This is a genomic window from Burkholderia sp. SR8, from assembly GCF_052851275.1.
The window spans coordinates 145013-163888 of sequence record NZ_JAULUC010000006.1 but is presented as its reverse complement, the minus strand read 5'-3'; the positions used below and the strand labels follow the sequence as shown (position 1 = coordinate 163888).

Here is an 18876-nt window from a genome sequence, read left to right as displayed (position 1 = left end):
AGCCATTCGATACCGCTATCCAGCCATGTCCGATCCGCTCCTGCCCGCCCGCTTCGTGACCTCCGACGACGGCCCGTTCGTCGTCGCCGCCGTGCTGTCGCAACGCGATCCGCGCGTGACGCCGCCGCACGCGCATGCGCGCGGCCAGCTCGTCGGTGCGTCGAGCGGATTGCTGACGATCGGTCTCGACGACCAGGAGTGGGTCGTGCCGGCGATTCATGCGATCTGGATTCCGCCGCATTGCCGGCATTCGCTGCGCTCGTTCGGGCCGATTTCCGGCTGGTCTGCGTTCGTCGCGGAAGCGCGCTGCGCGACGTTGCCGGACACGCCGCGCGCGATCCGCACGTCGCCGTTGCTGCGTGAAGCCGTGCAGCGCGCGGCAGGCTGGGACGGCTCGGCACTCGACGCGGCGCAAACGAGAATTGCCGACGTGATCCTCGACGAAATCGCGTCGTCCGGGGTGGAATCGCTGGCACTCGCGCGGCCGCGCGACGCGCGGCTCGTGCGCATCACCGACGCGCTGGCCACGAACCTCGCGGACAATCGGCGGCTGGAGGAATGGGCGGAGTGGGCCGGGATCAGCGCGCGTACGATGAGCCGCCGTTTCGTCGCCGAAACCGGGCTCACGTTCGCGCAGTGGCGTCAGCAGGCGCGGCTGCTGCGTGCGCTGGAGAAGCTCGCCGACGGCGTGCCGGTCACGACGGTCGCACTCGATCTCGGGTACGACAACGTCAGCGCGTTCATCGACATGTTCCGGCGGGCGATGGGAACGACGCCGGGCAAATACATTGACATGGACGTCGAGCGGCGCGACGGATAACGGACCATGGCCGTGTGCATGATCCGCACTGAATCCACTGGATGCAGCAGGCAGGCGTAACGCGCAGACGGCCTGCCTGTTCCCGACGCTTCGTCAATACGTGCCGTCGCCGTCCTTCACGACGGTGCCCTTCCCCTTGAACTGCGCGGCAAGCCGTTCCGCACTCCTCGCCAGCAGCGTCGTATCGACACCGACCGCGACGAACAGCGCGCCCGCTTCGAGATACCTCCGCGCCGCCGCTTCATCCGCGCTCAGAATCCCCGGCGCCTTGCCGGCCGCCTTGATCGCGCGGATCGCATCGTCGATCGCCGCCTGCACATCGGGATGCCCGGGATTCCCAAGATGCCCGAGATCCGCGGCCAGATCGGCCGGCCCGATGAACACGCCGTCGACGCCTTCCACGCGCGCGATCGCATCGATCGCCACGAGCCCCGCGCGCGTCTCGACCTGCACGAGCACGGCCATCTCGTCGTTCGCGCGATGCAGGTATTCGCCGATGCGGTTCCACCGCGACGCGCGCGCGAGCGCACTGCCGACGCCGCGAATTCCGTGCGGCGGATAACGCGTCGCGGCCACCGCCGCGCGCGCTTCGTCGGCACTCTGCACCATCGGCACGAGCAGCGTCTGCGCGCCGAGATCGAGCACCTGCTTGACGATCACCGGATCGTTCCACGGCACGCGCACGACCGGATGCGACGGATACGGCGCGATCGCCTGCAACTGCGCGAGAATCGTCGGCACCGTGTTCGGCGCATGTTCGCCGTCGATCAGCAGCCAGTCGAACCCGGCACCGGCAACGACTTCGGCGCTGTACGGATTCGCCAGGCCGAGCCACAGCCCGACCTGCGCATCGCCGCGCGCGAGCGCGGCCTTGAAGACATTCGACGGAATCTGCATCGTCCGCTTACCTCATTCGAAATAGCACTGGATCGTCCCGAGCGGGCCGTAGTCGACGCTGAACGTGTCGCCCGGCCGCGCCGCGCACGGCCGCGTGAACGAGCCGCCGAGCACGATCTGCCCCGGCTCCAGCGCGACGTCGAAGCGCGACAGGCGGTTCGCCAGCCATGCGACGCCGTTGGCCGGATGATTCAGCACGCCGGCCGCGACGCCCGTCTCCTCGACCACGCCGTTGCGCGACATGATCGCCGCGACCCAGCGCAGGTCGACGTCCTGCGGCCGCACCGGGCGCCCGCCGGTCACGACGCCCGCGTTCGCCGCGTTGTCGGCGATCGTGTCGAACACCTTGCGCGGTCGCTTCGTGTCGGGATCGATCGACTGGCTGCGCGCATCGATGATCTCGAGCGCGGGCACCACGTAGTCGACCGCGTCGTACACGTCGAAGATCGTGCAGTTCGGGCCCGTGAGCCGCTTGCCGAGCACGAACGCGAGTTCGACCTCGACGCGCGGCACGATGAAGCGTGCGGTCGGAATCGTGCCGCCGTCGTCGAAGAACATGTCGTCGAGCAGCGCGCCGTAATCGGGCTCGTCGATCTGCGACGTGTTCTGCATCGCCTTCGACGTGAGGCCGATCTTGTGCCCCTTGAGCGTGCGGCCTTCCGCGAGCTTCAGCGCCACCCATGCGCGCTGGATCGCGTACGCGTCGTCGATCGTGATGTCGGGATGGTCGAGCGAGATCTGGCGGATCTGCGTGCGTGCGCGCTCGGCGTCGTGCAGGCGCCGCGCGAGCTGGTCGATGAGGGCGGGTTCGAGCATGGTCGGGTCGGGAATGGGTTCAGCCGGCCCGCTTGTAGCGGGCGTGAATGTTGTTGTGCTTGTACGAGCCGCTTTCGCTGAACTCGGTCAGTTCCATCGACAGCGCGAGATAGCGCTTCGCGTACAACTCCGCGAAGTGTGTCTTGATCGCATCGAACAGCGCGTCGCACGCGGCTTTTTTCGTTTCGTCGCTGCGGCCCGCGCCGATCTTCAGCGTCACGTGGACGAACGCGTCGTCCTCGGTGCCGTCGGCGACGCAGTAATCCTGCAGCTCGATCGCGCGCGAGCGGATGCCGCCCGTCGGAAATACGCCGCCCTGCGCGATCAGCGTCGTGTTGATCGTGCGCAGCAGCGCGGGAATGCGCGCGTCGTCGCGGATGTTCGCGGTGTATTCGACGACGATGTGTGGCATGACGATGCTCCGGATAGGTGATGCGGCGCTCAGGCGAGCGGAAAGATCGCGTTGATCTGGCCGGTGCCCGAGCTCGCGAAATAGTCGGTGACGATCTCGACCGGCTTGTCGTAGCGATCCCAGCCGAGCAGGCCGAGCAGCATCGCCGTGTCGTGCATGCCGCCTTCGCCGTGACAGTGCGTGTTGTACTCGGGCAGCATCGCGCAGAAGGTCTTGAAATCGCCCTGCTTCCACAGCTCGACCACGCGCAGGTCGACTTGCCGGAAGAATTCGCGGCTGATCTCGTGGATCGATTCCTCTGGGCTGCCGTTGTCGTTGAAGCGGTGCGACAGCGAACCGCTCGCGAGGAACGCGACGTTCGAATCGCTCTTTTCGATCGCCTCGAGCAGCGCCTCGCCGAAGCGCCGGCTCTCGTCGAGTTGATGCCACATGCACCAGCCGGCGATCGACACGACCTTGAAGTGCTGGTCGCCATTCATGTAACGCATCGGCACGAGCGTGCCGTATTCGAGCTCGAGGCTGTCGATCTCGTGCGCGCGCGTCGCGATGCCGCGCTCGGTGGCCGTCTCGGCGATCAGGCGGCCGAGTGCCGGGTTGCCCGGATACGCGTACTGCATGTCGCGGATGAAATGCGGCAGCTCGTTGCTCGTGTACGTGCCCGAGAACCGCGCGTTGCAGTTCACGTGATAGCCGGCGTTGACGAGCCAGTGCACGTCCGACACGACGATCGTGTCGACGCCGAGCGCGCGGCAGCGCTCGCCGATCAGCCGATGGCCGCGGATCGCCGCTTCGCGGCAGCCGTGATGCCTGCCGGGCAGTTCCGACAGGTACATCGACGGCACGTGTGTGATCTTCGCGGCGAGGGACAGTTTGCCCATCCTCAGTCTCCTGTCGACCGGAGTTAGCGCTTTAGCGCTTACTCCGGTCCCATGCTTCGCGGTCGACCCGAGTTAGCGCTTCAGCGCCTACTCCGGTCCCATGCTTCGCGGTCGACCGGCGTTGGCGCTTTGGCGTCGACTCCGGCCCGATGCTTCGCGGTCGCCCTGAGCCGGCGCTTCAGCGCCTACTCCAGCCCCATGCTTGGCCGGCGCGCCGGCTGTGAAATCCTTCATGCGGCAAAACGGCCCGCGCCCGTTACACGCCCCAGCGCGGAATGTGATGCGAGCCCATCGAGATGCACACGTTCTTGATTTCCGCGAACACCTCGAAGCTGTACTCGCCGCCCTCGCGCCCGGTGCCCGACTCCTTCACGCCGCCGAACGGCTGGCGCAGATCGCGCACGTTCTGGCTGTTCACGAACACCATCCCGGCCTCGATCCCGCGCGCGAGGCGATGCACCTTGCCGACGTCCTGCGTCCAGATGTAAGACGCGAGCCCGTAGGACGTGTCGTTCGCGAGCCGCAGCCCTTCTTCCTCGTTCTCGAACGGGATCAGGCACGCGACCGGCCCGAAGATTTCTTCCTGCGCGATGCGCATCCGGTTGTCGACGTCGGCGAACACGGTCGGCCGCACGAAGTTGCCGTTGCGCAGATGGTCGGCGAGGCCCGCCGGCTTGTCCGCGCCGCCCGCGACCACGCGCGCGCCTTCCTGCTCGCCGATCCGGATGTAGCCCGTGACCTTTTCCCAGTGTTGGCGCGTGATCATCGCGCCGAGATTCGTACCCGGATCGGTCGGGTCGCCGACCACCAGGTTGTTCGCACGGCGCGCGAATTCCTGCACGAAACGATCGTAGATCGTGCGCTGCACGAAGATCCGCGAGCCCGCGGTACAGCGCTCGCCGTTGATCGAGAAGATCGTGAACAGCGATGCATCGAGCGCGCGGTCGAAATCGGCATCGTCGAAAATCAGCACCGGCGACTTGCCGCCGAGCTCCATCGAATACTTCTTCAGGCCCGCGCGCTCCATGATCCGCTTGCCCGTGACCGTGCCGCCCGTAAACGACACCGCGCGCACGTCGGGATGGCGCACGAGCGCGTCGCCGGCCGTCGCGCCGTAACCCTGCACGACGTTCAGCACGCCCGGCGGAATGCCGGCTTCGAGCGCGAGCCGGCCGAGCTGGTCGGCCGTCAGCGGCGACAGCTCCGACATCTTCAGCACGGCCGTGTTGCCGAGCGCCAGGCACGGCGCCGTCTTCCATGTCGCGGTCATGAACGGCACGTTCCACGGCGACACCAGCGCGCACACGCCGACCGGCTGGTACAGCGTGTAGTTGAGCATCTGGTCGTCGACCGGATACGTGCGGCCGTTCATCTGCACGCACACTTCGGCGAAGAAGCTGAAGTTCTCGGACGCGCGCGGGATCAGCTGCTTGCTCGTCTGCGCGATCGGCAGGCCGGTGTCCTGCGTCTCGAGCGCGGCGAGCATCGGCACGTTCTTCTCGATCAGCTCGCCGAGCTTGCGCATCAGCTTCGCGCGCTCCTTCGCCGGCGTGTTCGCCCACTTCGGGAACGCCTCCTTCGCCGCGCGCACCGCCGCGTCGACCTCGGCCTCGCCGGCCGACGCGACGTCGGTGATCACGTCGCCCGTCGCGGGATTCAGCGTCGTGAAGGTCTCGCGGCTCTCGACTTCGCGGCCGCCGATCCAGTGCTTGATGGTCATGGGTTCTCCTTGGGCGACGGGCTCAGCCGGCGCGATAGTAGTCTGCTTCGCCGACGATCGTGTTCACGAGCCGGCCGATTCCTTCGATTTCGGTCACGACCTCGTCGCCCGGCTTCGTGTCCGCCAGTCCTTCCGGCGTGCCGGTCAGGATCAGGTCGCCCGGCGAGAGCGTCATGAAGCTGCTGATGTGCTCGATCAGCGCGGGAACGTCGAAGACCATGTCGCGCGTGCTGCCGCGCTGCGTCTGCTGGCCGTTCACCGTCGTGCGCAGCATCAGGTCGCCCGCATCGCCGATCTCGTCGCGGCTGACGAACCACGGCCCGAGCGGCGTGCACGTGTCGCGGTTCTTCACGCGCAGGTTCGGGCGGTAGTAGTTTTCGAGGTAATCGCGGATCGCGTAGTCGTTCGCGACCGTGTAGCCGGCCACGTAGTCCATCGCCTGCGCGCGGCGCACATTGCGCGCCGGGCGGCCGATCACCACCGCAAGTTCGCACTCGTAGTGCATGTGCGTCGCATCCGCCGGACGCACCGTGTGCGACCGGTGGCCGATGAACGTGTTCGGGCCCTTCAGGAAGATCAGCGGCTCGCTCGGCGCACTGAACGCGAGTTCCTTCGCGTGGTCCGCGTAGTTGAGGCCGAGCGCGAACGTCGTGCGCGGCACGACGGGCGGCAGCCACGTGACGGCGTCCTCGGCGAGCTCGCGGCCCGTGTCGAGCCGGATCGCGCCGTCACCGGCCGGCTCGGCCGCATGCAGTGCGCCGTTGTAGATCACGCGCGCCGTCTTCATCGTGCCTCCTCCGCAATCAGCGTATGCCGCAACGTGCCGATGCCGGCCGCGGCGATCTCGATCGTGCTGCCCGCGCGCGCCCGCGGCGCGCCACCCGCGACGCCGAGCAACAGCACGTCGCCCGCGTCGAACGACATGAAGGCCGTCACGTCGGCGATGAGTTCGCGCACCGGGCGGATCAGCGTGGCGGTCGACGCGGACACGACCACCTCGCCGTCGATCCGCACGGTCAGCCCGAGCGCGTCGACATCGGCAACGGCGGCCGCGGGCACGATCGCCGGGCCGAGCGGGCAAAAGCCGTCGCGGCACTTGAAGCGCACGGCCGGACGGTAGTAATCGGGGTGCGGGACCGACACGTCGCTCGCGAGCGTGAAGCCGTGCACATAGTCGAGCGCCTGCGCGGCCGGCACGCGCGTCGCGCGCCGCGAGAACACCACGGCCACCGACGCGCCGATCTCCAGCGCGTCGACACCCGCCGGCACGACGACGGCCGCACCGTCCGCCGCATGCGTGTTGGCCGGCTTGATGTAAAGGATGGGTGCCTGCGGCGGACGACCGTAAGGCGGCGCGTGCACGGCATCGCCGAGCGCGTCGAGCGCGGCGCGCTCGTTGAGCAGCGCACCGTAGACGGTACCGATGGCGACCGGCAGCGGCGGCGCCGCGGCGGTCCTGCAACACAGCTCCATGCGTCATTCCCCTGCCGCGCGTCGCGGCGCATCGTCAATAGTTAATATCTTAAGTAAACAATTGCGGGCTGGCAACCTCGATTACCCTGAGACACGAAATTCGTCACCGTCGGCTGTTAAGATTGATGCGTCCCCGTCCATTTCCCACCCCGATGAACCGTACGCTCGACCATCGCAACCTGGCCATGCTGCTGCTCGAGGCCCGCGAAACGCTGATGGGCCTGTTCCGCCCCATTCTCAAGGAATTCGCACTGACCGAACAGCAATGGCGGATCATCCGCGTGCTCGACGGCGAACCGGCGCACGCGCTCGAAGCCGGGCAGATCGCGCGCCGCTGCTGCATTCTGAGCCCGAGCCTCACGGGCGTGCTGGAACGGATGGAACGCGACGGGCTGATCACGCGCACGCGTGCGCAGGAGGATCAGCGCCGGCTGCTGGTGAGCCTGACGCCGCAAAGCAGGAAGCTGGTGACCGAAATCGGTCCGCGCATCGACGAGCAGTACCGTCAGCTCGAAGCACGTTTCGGCCAGGACGGCCTGGACGACATCTACCGCGCGCTCGACCGGCTGATCGAGCTCGGCAACGCGTCGTAGGCGCTGCCGGTGGCGGGCCGGCGTGAACGCTCGCGCGAACTAAGCGCGAACTAAGCGCGAACTAAGCGCGAACCGAGCGCGAGCCCGAACGTGAGCGCGAACGGCGGCGCACGCGAACCGGCAGGCCGCGGATTGCGAGCGGTCAGCGCAGCGCGCCGCGCATCAGCTCGGTCACCGCGACGCCGCGCGACGTGCGCATGCACTCCTCGACGTAATCGATGAACGGCAGCGGCTCGAAATCGATTTCGTCGCGCACGCGGCGGTTGTCGAACACGCGATCGACGGTCGCGAACTCCGCGCAACGTTGCAGCGCGCGACCGATCACGCGCTCGAGCGCCGGCTCCGGCCGCCCGAGCACGTCGCGCACCACGAGCGGCAGTTCCGCCGGCGCGCACGCCGCGTAACGCGGCGCACCCGTCATCCCGGCCGCCTCGTCCATTGCACGGACGATTTGCGCGACCTGCGGCGCCTCGTCGCCGGCCGACACGTGGTACACGTCGTGCATCAGCGTCGGCTTCACCGCGAGCAGCATCGTCGCGCGCGCGACGTCGTCGACCGACACGATGTCGATGCGCGTCATCGGCCGCGCGGTGAAGCGGCGCGCCGCGTGCGCGACACGGAACATCCAGAACGAATTCGGCGCGGGGCGCGTACCGAGCACGGTATGGCCGACGACGTGCGACGGGCGCACGACGACGAGCGGCAGCCCGAGCCCGCGCAGGCGCTGCTCCGTTTCCGCCTTCGCGTGCAGGTAGTCCGCGGCGAGCACAGCGCCCGGCAGGCCGTCGCGGCACGGCGCAGCCGCGCTCGCCGCCTCCTCGTGGACGATCCCGCCGCGGCCCGCATGCGCATACGCGGTACCGACGTACACGAAACGCTGCAGCCGCGGCGCGTGCGCGAAGCGCGCGGCGAAGCTCAGCGCGTCGGCGATGTCCGCGCGCAGATGCACGCCGCCGGCCGGCGACGCATGGCCCGCGCAGTGGATTACGTGCGTCGCGCCGGCCAGACGCTGCGCGTCGGCGCCGTCCCACACGCCGCCGAGCGCGCCGACGATCACGTTCGCGTCGCCGAGACGCGACGCCCAGTACGGCGCGAGCCCCGCGCGCAGCGCCGCTTCGCGCACGCGCGCGACCGCGTGACCGCGATTCTCGGCACGCACGACGCAGACGATGCGCTCGAGCAGCCCCGCGTTCACGAGCGCGGTCAGCACGGTACTGCCGATGAAGCCGGTGGCGCCCGTGAGCACAAGCCGCTCGACGTTGGCCGCCGCGACCGGTGCGCTGGCCGGCGATACGAGGCTCGTGCGCCAGTTCAGCGACAACGCGGTTTTCCAGATCAGCACGATAGTCTCCTTCGAAGAATCGGCCGGACGGCGCGACCGCCCCGGATCGCGGAGCGGCGCACGGCGGTCGGCCGGGCCGGGGCCGACGCTCGCCCCGGCGGATCCCGATCGGGCGGCCCGCGATCGCGTCGATCGCGTCTCCGGCACGAGGCGGCGGCCCGCCACGGACGGGCGTCCGCGGCACAGGATCGGGAAATGCCAAGTGTGGGGCCCGATCGCGCGGAAGTCTGTCCCGAAAGTTTCGTGAAAGTGTGTGGATTTGTACGCGAATGTCGGCGTGTGTCATGCCGGCCGGTCTGGCCGGCAGGGCCCAACGTCCGGCCGACGGCATTCGCGGCGACGTCGTTGAACCGCGGATGCTGCGGGCCATCGCCGCGGCGCGACACTTCGACGCGGCCCGGGCTAGTCATCGCATCTCCGGGGCGCGTCACCGTCCGGTCGCGACAGCTGAATCGTGGCACCGCATGCGTCTGCGCGCGGGGCCGGAATCCGCGCGGATCGTCAGACGTCCTTTCATCCGAAATGCCAATACCGGCAATTTGGATTTATTGAGGATTATCACTTGCGTTTCAGCGCAGTCTATCTAGACTGTTCAAACCCAAACGGTCGAATGTGTGATTTCCTTCTTCAGGAGACGATCCAAATGCGCCTCACTATCCGGATTAATGGCAGCGAATCGGCAACCCGGCACTCGTTCGCAGTGTTGTGGGTCGACACCGACGAGGGGCTGTGGTCGCGCGAGGCACACCAGGGCATCGATCTTCCGACCTGGGGCAAGGTGCGGGACGTGGAAGGCGCAATGGCCCTCTGCGCGGCCGACAGCGGCAACGCCGTGTGCCAGCTGGAGGGCCTGTCGTTCAGCGCGACGCAGCGCGAGCAGGGTCCGGCAGTGCTCGCCGGCGAGCACCCCGCCGGCGCATGGCGGCTTCAGGCGGTCGATCGTTCCACGGTACAACCGGAATACCAGGAATTTATTTCCGTTGCGCGATAGGTATTTTTGACAGTATTCCTCTGCGGTTTTCGGGTTTATTCCAGTTTCCGCGATATTCATTTCGATATTCAGCAATGACGGCGCCTCGCTTCGAGGCGCTTTTTATTTTTCGCTTCCCACGGCAATCGGGGACGGGTTAATCCGATTGCGGAAAACGATTACTTCCTAAAATCATGACGACCGGTCGGTCGATTTTGATCTCATCGGCGGCGGCATGGCGTACACCTCCGCTGTACCAGCGCTCCGAGCCTTACCTTCCCCCACCGACGTCCCGAATGAAGCCCTTTTTACGGGGCCGAATCACAGTTTCCCCACATGATGTTTACTCATTTATTACAATCCCATTATTCCGACTGACCCGCCGCCGTTCGGCGGCCCGACCCGGCCCTTGCATGAGCGTGAAAAAGAAGACCCACCCCGCCGATCCGTACGCCGCCGCGACCAAGCATCCGATGCTCGCGTCGCGCCTGCCGATGTGGCGCTCGAAGCTGGTCGTGATCATGGTGTCCCTCGGTTTCGCCGCACTGATCGGCCGCGCGTTCTGGGTGCAGGTCGCGAACCAGGATTTCTACGTCGGGCAAGGCCAGAAGCGCTACCAGCGCACGATCGAGCTCGACGCGATGCGCGGGCGCATCGTCGATCGCAACGGTGCGATGCTCGCCGTCAGCCTGTCGACCTACGAGATCTGGGCGAACCCGAAACAGGTCGCCGAAGTCGACTATCCGCAGATCGCGAAGCTGCTCGACATGCCGCTCGCGGAAGTGAAGCGCCGGTTGCGCAACGACCGGACGTTCGTGCTGCTCAAGCGGCAGATCGACGCCGACACCGCGAGTCGCCTCGACAAGCTCGATATCGACGGCATCACGCAGATCGCCGACTCGAAGCGGTTCTATCCGGAAGGCGAATCGGCCGCGCACGTGGTCGGCTTCACGAACGTCGAGGACAAGGGTCAGGAAGGCGTCGAGCTCGCGGCCAACGCGCGGCTGTCGGGCACGTCCGGGCAGCGCGAGGTGATCCGCGACCGGCTCGGCCGCATCGTGTCGGACACGCGTCCGCTCGTGCCCGCGCAGCACGGCGCGACGATCGAGCTGACGATCGACCGGCGCATCCAGCAGCTCGCTTTCAGCCAGCTCAAGGCCGCGGTGCTCGAGAACAATGCCGTGGCCGGCAGCGTCGTCGTGCTCGACGCGCAGAACGGCGAGATCCTCGCGCTCGCGAACTACCCAACCTTCGATCCGAACGACCGCGCGCGCCTCACCGGTCAGCAGTTGCGCAATCGCGCGGTGATCGACACGTTCGAGCCGGGCTCGACGATCAAGCCGCTCGTCGTCGCGCTGTCGATCGACGAGCGCAAGGTCACGCCGAACACGATCATCAACACGTCGCCGGGCACCTACAAGATCGGCCCCGCCGTGATCCACGATACGTCCAATCACGGCTCGCTGACGGTGTCGCAGGCACTGCAGAAGTCGAGCAACGTCGCGCTCGCGAAGCTGGCGCTGAACCTGCCGGCCGAAACGATCTGGAACAAGTACCAGGAATACGGAATCGGCCGCGCGCCGGAGCTGACGTTCCCGGGCGTCGCGTCGGGCCGCCTGCGCGGCTACAAGCGCTGGCGGCCGATCGAGCAGGCGACGATGGCGTACGGCTACGGGCTGTCGATGTCGCTGCTGCAGATCGCGCAGACCTACACCGCGTATGCGGGCGACGGCACGCTGCACCCGGTGTCGCTGCTGAAGAACGGCACCGATCCGCAGACGGTCGATGCGCATCGCGGCCACCGCGTGACGTCGCCGCAGACCGCGGCGGCGATCCGCTCAATGCTCGAAGCAGCGGTCGGCGAAGGCGGCACGGGGCGCCGTGCGCGCGTCGACGGCTACCGGATCGGCGGCAAGACCGGCACTGCGCGCAAGCAGGTCGGCGCAACGTATGCGAAGGGAAAGTACCGCGCGCTGTTCGCCGGGATGGCGCCGATGAGCAATCCGCGCCTGATCGTCGCGGTGATGATCGACGAGCCGCGCGGCAAGGGTTACTACGGCGGTACGGTGGCCGGCCCCGTGTTCTCGTCGATCACGAGCGGTTCGTTGCAGTTGCTGGGCGTGCCGCCCGATGCACCGGTCGAGCCGGCGCCGAATGCGCCGGGCAAGGCTGCACCGCAGAAGACGGTCGCGGCGCCGAAGGCCGCGACGCAATCGACCACAGCGGGTGCGCAGAAGGCAACGGCCCCCGTGAAGACGGCAGCGCAATCGAGTGCGAACGTGCAGACGAAGGTGGAGGCAGGCTGAGGGCTGAGGGCTGAGGACTGACAGCTGTCGGCTGACAGATGCCGGGTTGAGCCGGGCGCGGCCGGCGACGAGTACGCCGCCCAGTCGCGAACGTCGAACTTCGCGCTCACTTGCGCGAACGTGCAGACAAAGGTGAAGGTGGACTGAGGGCATCCGGCCGCCGGATGCCGGGTTGTCCCGGCCGCGTCCGGCGACGAGTACGCCGCCTGGCCGCCAGCGTCGAACTTCACGCGCACTTCCGCCGGCCAGCGCAGCGCCGCTATCCGTGCAGCACTATCGAGCGGCGCCATGCGGGCGCCGCGCGACGCCCGACACGCGACGCGGGCCGCGGCTCAATGCGCGGCCGCCGCCGGCTTCGCCATCCTGCCGAGCACATGCTCGGTCATCCCGCGCGCGAGTTCGCTTTCGCCCATGAACACGGTGCCGACGCCCTCGCTCGACAGCAGCGCGGCCTCGTCGTTGCTGTTGGTGCACAGCACGACCTCCAGCGTCGGGTTCAGCGTGCGCGAGATCTCGACGATCTGCCGCACGTCGAACACATCCGGCAGCGTGACGACGAGCATCCCGGCGCGCGCGATATGCGCCTGCACGAGCACGACCGGCTCGATCGCGTCGCCCGACACGGCCGCGACGCCGTCCGCGCGCAATTTCTCGACGAGCTCGCGGTTCTGCTCGACGACGACATAGGCGATCCCGCGCTCGTCCAGCGCATGCGCGATCCGCGTGCCGACCTTGCCGTAGCCGACGATCACGACCTGCCCGGTCAGGTGCGTCTGCGGCGTCGACATCGGCAGCGCGGCGAGCGGATCGTCGCGCGCCTCGAGCTTGCGCGCGAATGCCGAATGCTGGCGGATCCACGCGAGCGCCGGATCGATCATCGCGAACAGCAGCGTGTTCATCGCGATCGAGATCAGCGCGACCGCGAGAATCAGGCTCTGCCCTTCGGCCGACAGCAGCCCGAGCGCCCGGCCGAGCCCCGCCAGGATGAACGAGAACTCGCCGATCTGCGCGAGGCCGGCGCCGACCGTCAGCGCGGTGTTCAGCGGATAACGGAATGCGATCACGAGCGCGACAGCCGCCAGCGTCTTGCCGATCAGCACGATCGCCGCGACCTCGATCACGTGCAGCGGCTCGGCCACCAACACCTTCGGGTCGAACAGCATCCCGACCGAAATGAAGAACAGCACCGAGAACGCGTCGCGCAGCGGCAGCGTCTCGTCGGCCGCGCGCCGGCTGAACTCCGACTCGCGCATCATCATCCCGGCGAAGAACGCGCCGAGCGCGAACGACACGTCGAACAGCTTCGCCGCGCCGAACGCGATGCCGACCGCCGCGGCAATCATGCAAAGCGTGAACAGCTCGCGCGAGCCGGTGCGGGCGACGAGCCACAGGATGCGCGGGAACACGCGCTTGCCGACCACGAGCATCAGCGCAATGAATGCGGCGACCTTCAGCATCGTGACGCCGAGCGTGCTCCATACGCTGCCGCCGGCCGCGTGCGCGTCGCCGGGCGGCGTGCCGCCGAGCAGCCCCGCGACGGGCGGCAGCAGCACCAGCACGAGCACCATCACGAGATCCTCGACGACGAGCCAGCCGACCGCGATGCGCCCGTTCACCGTCTCGACGAGCCCGCGCCCCTCGAGCGCGCGCAGCAGCACGACCGTGCTCGCGACCGACAGCGCGAGCCCGAACACCAGCGCCGCGCCGATACTCCAGCCCCACATGAGCGCGAGGCCGCCGCCGAGCAGCGTCGCGACGGTGATCTGGACGATGGCGCCCGGCAGCGCGATCTTGCGCACCGCGAGAAGATCGCCGAGCGAGAAATGCAGGCCCACGCCGAACATCAGCAGCATCACGCCGACTTCGGCGAGCTGCTGTGCGAGCGACAAGTCGCCGACGAAACCGGGCGTGCCGGGACCGATGACGATCCCGGCGAGCAGATAGCCGACGAGCGGCGGCATTTTCAGCAGCGACGCGAGGTAACCGAAAATCATCGCGAGACCGAAACCGGCCGCGAGCAACGCAATCAGGCTGACGTCATGAGGCATCCCCCCTCCCGAGGTCTTGTAACTATTTAGTAAGGTTCAAGAATCAAAGGATAAGGGATGACACGGAAAAATGGCGCGCCGCCGCGAAAAATTCACGGGTTGGCGCGCCATTGCGGGATGCAACCCCGAGACTGGCGGCAGACGCGGCGCGGGCCGGGCCGGCACTGTGCGACCTATCGGGGGCGGGGCGAACGCCCCGCCCCGCGCATCAGCGCGACGCCTGCGGGAACCGCGCACCAGGCGGCGGCTCCGGTCGCGTCGGCGGCACGCTCTTGCGCACCTTCGCGACCTGCGCGGCGGTGATCGGCGCACCGGTGTTGCCCCAGCTGGTGCGCACGAAGTTCGACACGTCCGCGACTTCCTGGTCGGACAGACGCCAGCCGAACGGCGGCATCGTGAAGGTCGACGGCGCGGTGCGCGTGCCCGCCAGCGCACTGCCTTCTAGCACGACGTGGATCAGCGACGTCGGATCGTCGCCCTGCACGACCGGATTGCCGGCCAGTGCCGGGAACACGCGCGTGTAGCCGTGGCCGTCGCTGCGGTGGCACGCCATGCAGTTGTCGCGATAGACGGCCGCGCCCGGCTTGCTCGCATCGCCGGTCTGCAGCGCCTTCGCGGCGGCCGCGTCGTACACGTGCGGCTGCTCGCCCTGCACGCGCGGCGGCAGCGTCTTCAGGTAGCGCGCGATCGCGGTCAGGTCGCCGTCGGTCATGTGCTGCATGCTGTGGCCGACCACGTCGGTCATCCCGCCGAACGCGGCGGTGCGCAGCGTGCGGCCCGTCTTCAGGAACTGCACGATCTCGGTTTCGTTCCACGCGCCGAGCCCGGTGCGCGGCTCGCCGCGCAGGCTGGTCGGCACCCAGCCGTCGATCGCCGCGCCGCCGGCCAGGAAGTCGAGGCCGCCCGCGTCGGTCAGCGCGCGCTCCTGCATCGTCGCCGCGCGCGGCGTATGGCACGCGCCGCAATGGCCGAGCCCTTGCACGAGATACGCGCCGCGCGCGACGACCGGATCGGTATACGGCGTCGCGTCGAACGGCTTCGGCGCCGGCGCGAACATCTTGCGCCAGAACGCCAGCGGCCAGCGCATCGACAGCGGCCACACGATGTCCACGTTGCGGTTCTCGTGCTCGACCGGCGCGACGCCGTGCATGAAGTACGCGTACAGCGCCTTCACGTCGTCGTCGGTGAGCCGCGCGTACGACGGGTACGGCATCGCCGGATACATCGTGTCGCCGTTCTTGCGCACGCCCTCGCGCACCGCGCGGCTGAAATCGTCGAGGGTCCAGCCGCCGAGGCCCGTCTTCCGGTCCGGCGTGATGTTCGTCGAATAGATCGCGCCGATCGGCGTGTCGAACTTCAACCCGCCCGCGAACGGCTTGCCGCCGCTCGCGGTGTGGCACGCGACGCAGTCGCCCGCGCGCGCGAGATATTCGCCGCGCTTGACCAGGCTCGCATCGGCCGATTGAGCTGCCGGTGCTGCCGGGCCGGCCGCCGGCGCCGCCGGGCCGGAAGCCGCCGCGGACGCGGCCGGTTGCGCAAACGCCGACCCGCCGGCGAGACCGAACGCAACCGCTGCCGTGCCGATCGCCAGTGCGCGCCGCAGCGCGGCCGCGCACCGCGCGGCGTTGTGGTGGTTCATCGTCCTCTTCATGCGGTCACCAGCGGGGCGGGATTTTTCAGGTATTGCTCGCGGATCGCGCGTGCGGACCAGTACGCCAGCGCCGCGACGATCCCGGTCGGGTTGTAGCCGATGCCCTGCGGCAGCGCCGACGCGCCCATCACGAACACGTTGTGCACGTCCCAGCACTGCAGGTAGCGGTTCAGCACGCTCGTCTTCGGATCGGTGCCCATGATCGCGCCGCCGACGAGGTGGGTCGTCTGGTACGCACGCGTATCGAAGTGCTTGCCGAACTCGCGCGTCGACACGCCGATCGCCTTCGGCCCCATCGCCTCCGCGATCTTCTTCATCTGGCCGGTCACGTACTGCGCCATCTTTATGTCGTTGTCCTTCCAGTCGAAGGTCATCCGCAACAGCGGCTGGCCGTACGAATCGCGATAGGTCGGATCGAGGTCGAGGTACACGTCGCGGTACGACATGTTCGTGCCGTGCGCGTCCATCGAGATCGTGTGTGCGTAGTTGTCCTTCACGGCCTTCTTCCACGCGGCGCCCCACTGCGGCGTGCCCGGCGGCGTCGCGATACCGCTGATCGGCTTCACGCCTGCCTGGTTCACCCACAGCGGCGAGCCGCCGACGAAGCCGAGCGGGCCGTGGTCGAAGTTGTCCGCGTTGAAGTCGTCCACCGCGACGCCGTTGCCGCCCGCGCCGATGAACGGGTTCGTGTAGGTGTCCTTGTCGAAGAACGCCTTGATCGTCGACAGGTTCTGGTACGCGAAATTGCGGCCGACGACGCCTTCGCCCGAGATCGGGTCGTACGGCTTGCCGATCCCCGACAGCAGCAGCAGGTGCACGTTGTGATACTGGAACGCGGCGACGATCACGAGATCGGCCGGCTGGTGCACTTCACGGCCGGCCGGATCGACGTACGTGACGCCCGTCGCGCGCTTCTTCGTGTCGTCGAGGTCCACGCGCAGCACGTGGCACTTCGAGCGCAGCTCGAAGTTCGGCACCTGCTTCAGTGCGGGCAGGATGTTCAGGTTCGGCGACGCCTTCGAGTACATGTAGCACGCGTAGCCGCTGCAGTAGCCGCAGAAGTTGCACGGCCCCATCTGCACGCCGTACGGGTTCGTGTACGGCCCAGACGTGTTCGCCGACGGCAGCCGGTACGGATGCAGCCCGAGCGACTTCGCCGCATCGAAGAAGCGTTGCGCGGAGTATGTGTTGAGCTGCGCGGGCAGCGGGAAGTTGTCGCTGCGGTTCGCCTCGAACACGTTGCCGTCGCCGACCACCTTGCCGCCGACCTTGTACGCCTGCCCCGACGTGCCGAACACCTTCTCGGCGAAGTCGAAATACGGCTCGAGTTCGTCGTAGCTGACGCCCGTATCCTGGATCGTCATCCCTTCGGGGATGAACTTCTTGCCGTAGCGCTCTTCGTAGTGGCTGCGCAGGCGCAGTTCTTCCGGCGTGATCCGGAAGTGCACGCCCGACCAGTGCAGCCCTGCGCCGCCGACGCCCTCGCCCGGCAGGAACGCCGCGAGCTGCCGGTACGGCAGCGCGGTGTCCTGCACGCCATGGCGGATCGACACGGTCGTCTTCGACAGGTCGAGGAACAGCTTCTTGCGGACGTTGTACGTCAGCTCGTCGATGGTGTTCGGATACGCGCCGTCCGGATAGGTGTCGCGATACTCGCCGCGCTCGAGCGCGACGACGTTCAGGCCCGCTTCGGTCAGTTCCTTCGCGAGAATCGCGCCGGTCCAGCCGAAGCCGACGATCACCGCATCGACGTGCGGCTTCTTTTCTGCGGCCATCAGGTACGCTCCCCGTTGATCGAAACCGGGCCGTACGGATACGGCTTGCCGTTCTGGTTGACGAAGTCCATGAAGTCGGCGCGCGCACCCGGAAAACCGATCATCTTCCACGCGGCCATGTCGCGATTGCCACCGTGCACCGGATCGCAGAAGTAGCCCTCGCGCGTGTTCTGCAGCAGCTGGCCGAAGAACACGGTGGACGGCACGTCGTCGATCTGCACGCCGCCTTTTTCCAGTCCGCCGAGCACGGTGTCGCGGGTCGGCGCGTCGAGATCGGCGAACGCCTTGCCGTGGGCCTTTTCGCAATAGCGGTTGACCGCGGCGATGCCGAGCCGGTAGATGTCGCGCGGCACCAGCTTCAGCTGGTAGCCGAGCTCGGGCACGCCCTGCTGGAACGGCCCCTGCATGTACCACGTCGCGCCGTGCGCATACGGGGTTTCCAGCTGGCGGTCGATGAATTCCGGTACGCCCGATTCGAGTGCGCCGGGGCCCTCGGCGTCGGCCGGGATCAGCCGGTCGACGGCGGCCTGCACGAATGCCCACTCCTTCGCATCGAAGAAGGTCGGCTTGTACGGCGCGCGGTCGGCGCCGGCCGATGCGGCGGACGCATTGCCGGCCGTGGTCGCGGTCGATGACGACGAGCGCAGGTCGCAACCGGCGACCGACGCGATCGGCACGAGTGCGACCGACGTGCGCAGGAAGCGGCGACGCGAATTGGGTTTGTCGGGTGGCGTGGACATGGTCGGATGTTGATCGTTGGGGAGCGTGGTTCAGGCACGCGCTTTCGCATGCGGCATGCCCGACACGGCAGCCATGCCGCGCGCGGCCGGCCGTCCTGTTCTTGCGGTGTTGCGCACAAACTCGATACGGGCGCCGGCCGCCCGCTGCGCGGCGGCGCCGTCATGCAGCCGCGCGCGCACCACTACCGGCGCCTGCGCGGCGTCGACCTCTTCACGGGTCTGATCGTCGGACAAATACACGGCTACCGCCCGCATCTGCCCGCCATCGCCATGGCCCTGTTTCAACTTAGACGCCGCGCCAGCCGACGGCAAGCGCAACGTGCACGACCCTCATTTCGGGCCCGGCGACGAGTGCCGCGAATTATAGATGGAACCGGTTCCATTGCCAAAGAGTTCAGTGCAATTCATTACATCGAAAACCGCAATAATTGAAAG

The 18876-nt window shown here is 67.8% G+C and carries 17 protein-coding genes; 4 read left to right on the top strand and 13 right to left on the bottom strand.

Going from position 1 to position 18876, the window contains the following annotated elements:
• The first annotated feature begins 25 nt into the window (after positions 1–25).
• Entirely contained in the window at positions 26–820 is a 795-nt protein-coding gene (locus Q3A80_RS09835; protein ID WP_446328850.1) for an AraC family transcriptional regulator, read from the top strand.
• A 93-nt stretch (positions 821–913) separates the two neighbouring features.
• Here Q3A80_RS09835 and hpaI read toward each other — a convergent pair whose 3' ends face one another.
• From hpaI to Q3A80_RS09800, 7 genes are all read right to left on the bottom strand, one after another.
• Entirely contained in the window at positions 914–1717 is an 804-nt protein-coding gene (gene hpaI / locus Q3A80_RS09830) for a 4-hydroxy-2-oxoheptanedioate aldolase (RefSeq protein WP_446328849.1), read from the bottom strand.
• A gap of 12 nt (positions 1718–1729) precedes the next feature.
• On the bottom strand, positions 1730–2533 hold the full coding sequence (gene hpaH, locus Q3A80_RS09825) for a 2-oxo-hept-4-ene-1,7-dioate hydratase (protein WP_446328848.1): 804 nt from the start codon (positions 2531–2533) through the stop codon (positions 1730–1732).
• A 19-nt stretch (positions 2534–2552) separates the two neighbouring features.
• Positions 2553–2945 carry a 5-carboxymethyl-2-hydroxymuconate Delta-isomerase gene (locus Q3A80_RS09820; RefSeq protein ID WP_446328847.1) on the bottom strand — a complete coding sequence of 131 codons (393 nt, stop codon included), beginning with the start codon at positions 2943–2945 and terminating at the stop codon, positions 2553–2555.
• Positions 2946–2974: 29 nt separating this feature from the next.
• Positions 2975–3823 (bottom strand): 3,4-dihydroxyphenylacetate 2,3-dioxygenase, encoded by an 849-nt coding sequence (gene hpaD / locus Q3A80_RS09815; RefSeq protein WP_446328846.1) that lies wholly within the window; start codon positions 3821–3823, stop codon positions 2975–2977.
• A 256-nt stretch (positions 3824–4079) separates the two neighbouring features.
• Positions 4080–5543, bottom strand: coding sequence for a 5-carboxymethyl-2-hydroxymuconate semialdehyde dehydrogenase (hpaE, locus tag Q3A80_RS09810; RefSeq protein WP_446328845.1), 1464 nt, complete (start codon positions 5541–5543; stop codon positions 4080–4082).
• Between the two features lie 22 nt (positions 5544–5565).
• Positions 5566–6330 carry a fumarylacetoacetate hydrolase family protein gene (locus tag Q3A80_RS09805; RefSeq protein WP_446328844.1) on the bottom strand — a complete coding sequence of 255 codons (765 nt, stop codon included), beginning with the start codon at positions 6328–6330 and terminating at the stop codon, positions 5566–5568.
• Entirely contained in the window at positions 6327–7016 is a 690-nt protein-coding gene (locus Q3A80_RS09800; protein WP_446328843.1) for a fumarylacetoacetate hydrolase family protein, read from the bottom strand. The genes Q3A80_RS09805 and Q3A80_RS09800 overlap by 4 nt, the downstream gene beginning before the upstream one ends.
• 152 nt (positions 7017–7168) lie before the next feature.
• Between Q3A80_RS09800 and hpaR the strand changes: the two genes are divergently transcribed.
• Entirely contained in the window at positions 7169–7609 is a 441-nt protein-coding gene (gene hpaR / locus Q3A80_RS09795) for a homoprotocatechuate degradation operon regulator HpaR (RefSeq protein WP_446328842.1), read from the top strand.
• A gap of 142 nt (positions 7610–7751) precedes the next feature.
• On the opposite strand, the gene Q3A80_RS09790 is transcribed toward hpaR, so the two are convergent.
• A complete protein-coding gene (locus tag Q3A80_RS09790; protein ID WP_446328841.1) occupies positions 7752–8951 on the bottom strand; it encodes an SDR family oxidoreductase in 1200 nt (399 codons plus the stop codon).
• Between the two features lie 643 nt (positions 8952–9594).
• Between Q3A80_RS09790 and Q3A80_RS09785 the strand changes: the two genes are divergently transcribed.
• A complete protein-coding gene (locus Q3A80_RS09785) occupies positions 9595–9942 on the top strand; it encodes a DUF3564 family protein (protein WP_446328840.1) in 348 nt (115 codons plus the stop codon).
• Positions 9943–10334: 392 nt separating this feature from the next.
• Positions 10335–12227: a peptidoglycan D,D-transpeptidase FtsI family protein gene (locus Q3A80_RS09780; RefSeq protein WP_446328839.1), complete on the top strand. Its 1893-nt coding sequence runs from the start codon at positions 10335–10337 to the stop codon at positions 12225–12227.
• Positions 12228–12559: 332 nt separating this feature from the next.
• Here Q3A80_RS09780 and Q3A80_RS09775 read toward each other — a convergent pair whose 3' ends face one another.
• The 5 genes from Q3A80_RS09775 to Q3A80_RS09755 all read right to left on the bottom strand — a co-directional run bounded on the left by Q3A80_RS09775 (position 12560) and on the right by Q3A80_RS09755 (position 18726).
• Positions 12560–14275: a cation:proton antiporter domain-containing protein gene (locus Q3A80_RS09775; protein ID WP_446328838.1), complete on the bottom strand. Its 1716-nt coding sequence runs from the start codon at positions 14273–14275 to the stop codon at positions 12560–12562.
• A gap of 208 nt (positions 14276–14483) precedes the next feature.
• Entirely contained in the window at positions 14484–15926 is a 1443-nt protein-coding gene (locus tag Q3A80_RS09770; RefSeq protein ID WP_446328837.1) for a cytochrome c, read from the bottom strand.
• Positions 15923–17701, bottom strand: coding sequence for a GMC family oxidoreductase (locus Q3A80_RS09765; RefSeq protein WP_446328836.1), 1779 nt, complete (start codon positions 17699–17701; stop codon positions 15923–15925). The genes Q3A80_RS09770 and Q3A80_RS09765 overlap by 4 nt, the downstream gene beginning before the upstream one ends.
• Positions 17701–18441, bottom strand: coding sequence for a gluconate 2-dehydrogenase subunit 3 family protein (locus tag Q3A80_RS09760; protein ID WP_446328835.1), 741 nt, complete (start codon positions 18439–18441; stop codon positions 17701–17703). Before Q3A80_RS09760 ends, Q3A80_RS09765 begins: the two co-directional genes overlap by 1 nt.
• A 30-nt stretch (positions 18442–18471) precedes the next feature.
• The gene (locus Q3A80_RS09755) at positions 18472–18726 is read right to left on the bottom strand and encodes a hypothetical protein (RefSeq protein WP_446328834.1); all 255 of its coding nucleotides are present in this window, start codon (positions 18724–18726) and stop codon (positions 18472–18474) included.
• Positions 18727–18876 lie beyond the last annotated feature (150 nt).

Excerpts from the sequence above, each read along its gene's own strand:
- Q3A80_RS09800 (WP_446328843.1), bottom strand. The coding sequence starts at position 7,016 with ATGGAGCTGTGTTGCAGGACCGCCGCGGCGCCGCCGCTGCCGGTCGCC.
- Q3A80_RS09780 (WP_446328839.1), top strand. The coding sequence starts at position 10,335 with ATGAGCGTGAAAAAGAAGACCCACCCCGCCGATCCGTACGCCGCCGCG.
- hpaD (WP_446328846.1), bottom strand. The coding sequence starts at position 3,823 with ATGGGCAAACTGTCCCTCGCCGCGAAGATCACACACGTGCCGTCGATG.
- hpaH (WP_446328848.1), bottom strand. The coding sequence starts at position 2,533 with ATGCTCGAACCCGCCCTCATCGACCAGCTCGCGCGGCGCCTGCACGAC.
- Q3A80_RS09760 (WP_446328835.1), bottom strand. The coding sequence starts at position 18,441 with ATGTCCACGCCACCCGACAAACCCAATTCGCGTCGCCGCTTCCTGCGC.
- Q3A80_RS09775 (WP_446328838.1), bottom strand. The coding sequence starts at position 14,275 with ATGCCTCATGACGTCAGCCTGATTGCGTTGCTCGCGGCCGGTTTCGGT.
- Q3A80_RS09765 (WP_446328836.1), bottom strand. The coding sequence starts at position 17,701 with ATGGCCGCAGAAAAGAAGCCGCACGTCGATGCGGTGATCGTCGGCTTC.
- Q3A80_RS09770 (WP_446328837.1), bottom strand. The coding sequence starts at position 15,926 with ATGAAGAGGACGATGAACCACCACAACGCCGCGCGGTGCGCGGCCGCG.
- hpaR (WP_446328842.1), top strand. The coding sequence starts at position 7,169 with ATGAACCGTACGCTCGACCATCGCAACCTGGCCATGCTGCTGCTCGAG.
- Q3A80_RS09820 (WP_446328847.1), bottom strand. The coding sequence starts at position 2,945 with ATGCCACACATCGTCGTCGAATACACCGCGAACATCCGCGACGACGCG.
- Q3A80_RS09785 (WP_446328840.1), top strand. The coding sequence starts at position 9,595 with ATGCGCCTCACTATCCGGATTAATGGCAGCGAATCGGCAACCCGGCAC.
- hpaE (WP_446328845.1), bottom strand. The coding sequence starts at position 5,543 with ATGACCATCAAGCACTGGATCGGCGGCCGCGAAGTCGAGAGCCGCGAG.
- hpaI (WP_446328849.1), bottom strand. The coding sequence starts at position 1,717 with ATGCAGATTCCGTCGAATGTCTTCAAGGCCGCGCTCGCGCGCGGCGAT.
- Q3A80_RS09805 (WP_446328844.1), bottom strand. The coding sequence starts at position 6,330 with ATGAAGACGGCGCGCGTGATCTACAACGGCGCACTGCATGCGGCCGAG.
- Q3A80_RS09835 (WP_446328850.1), top strand. The coding sequence starts at position 26 with ATGTCCGATCCGCTCCTGCCCGCCCGCTTCGTGACCTCCGACGACGGC.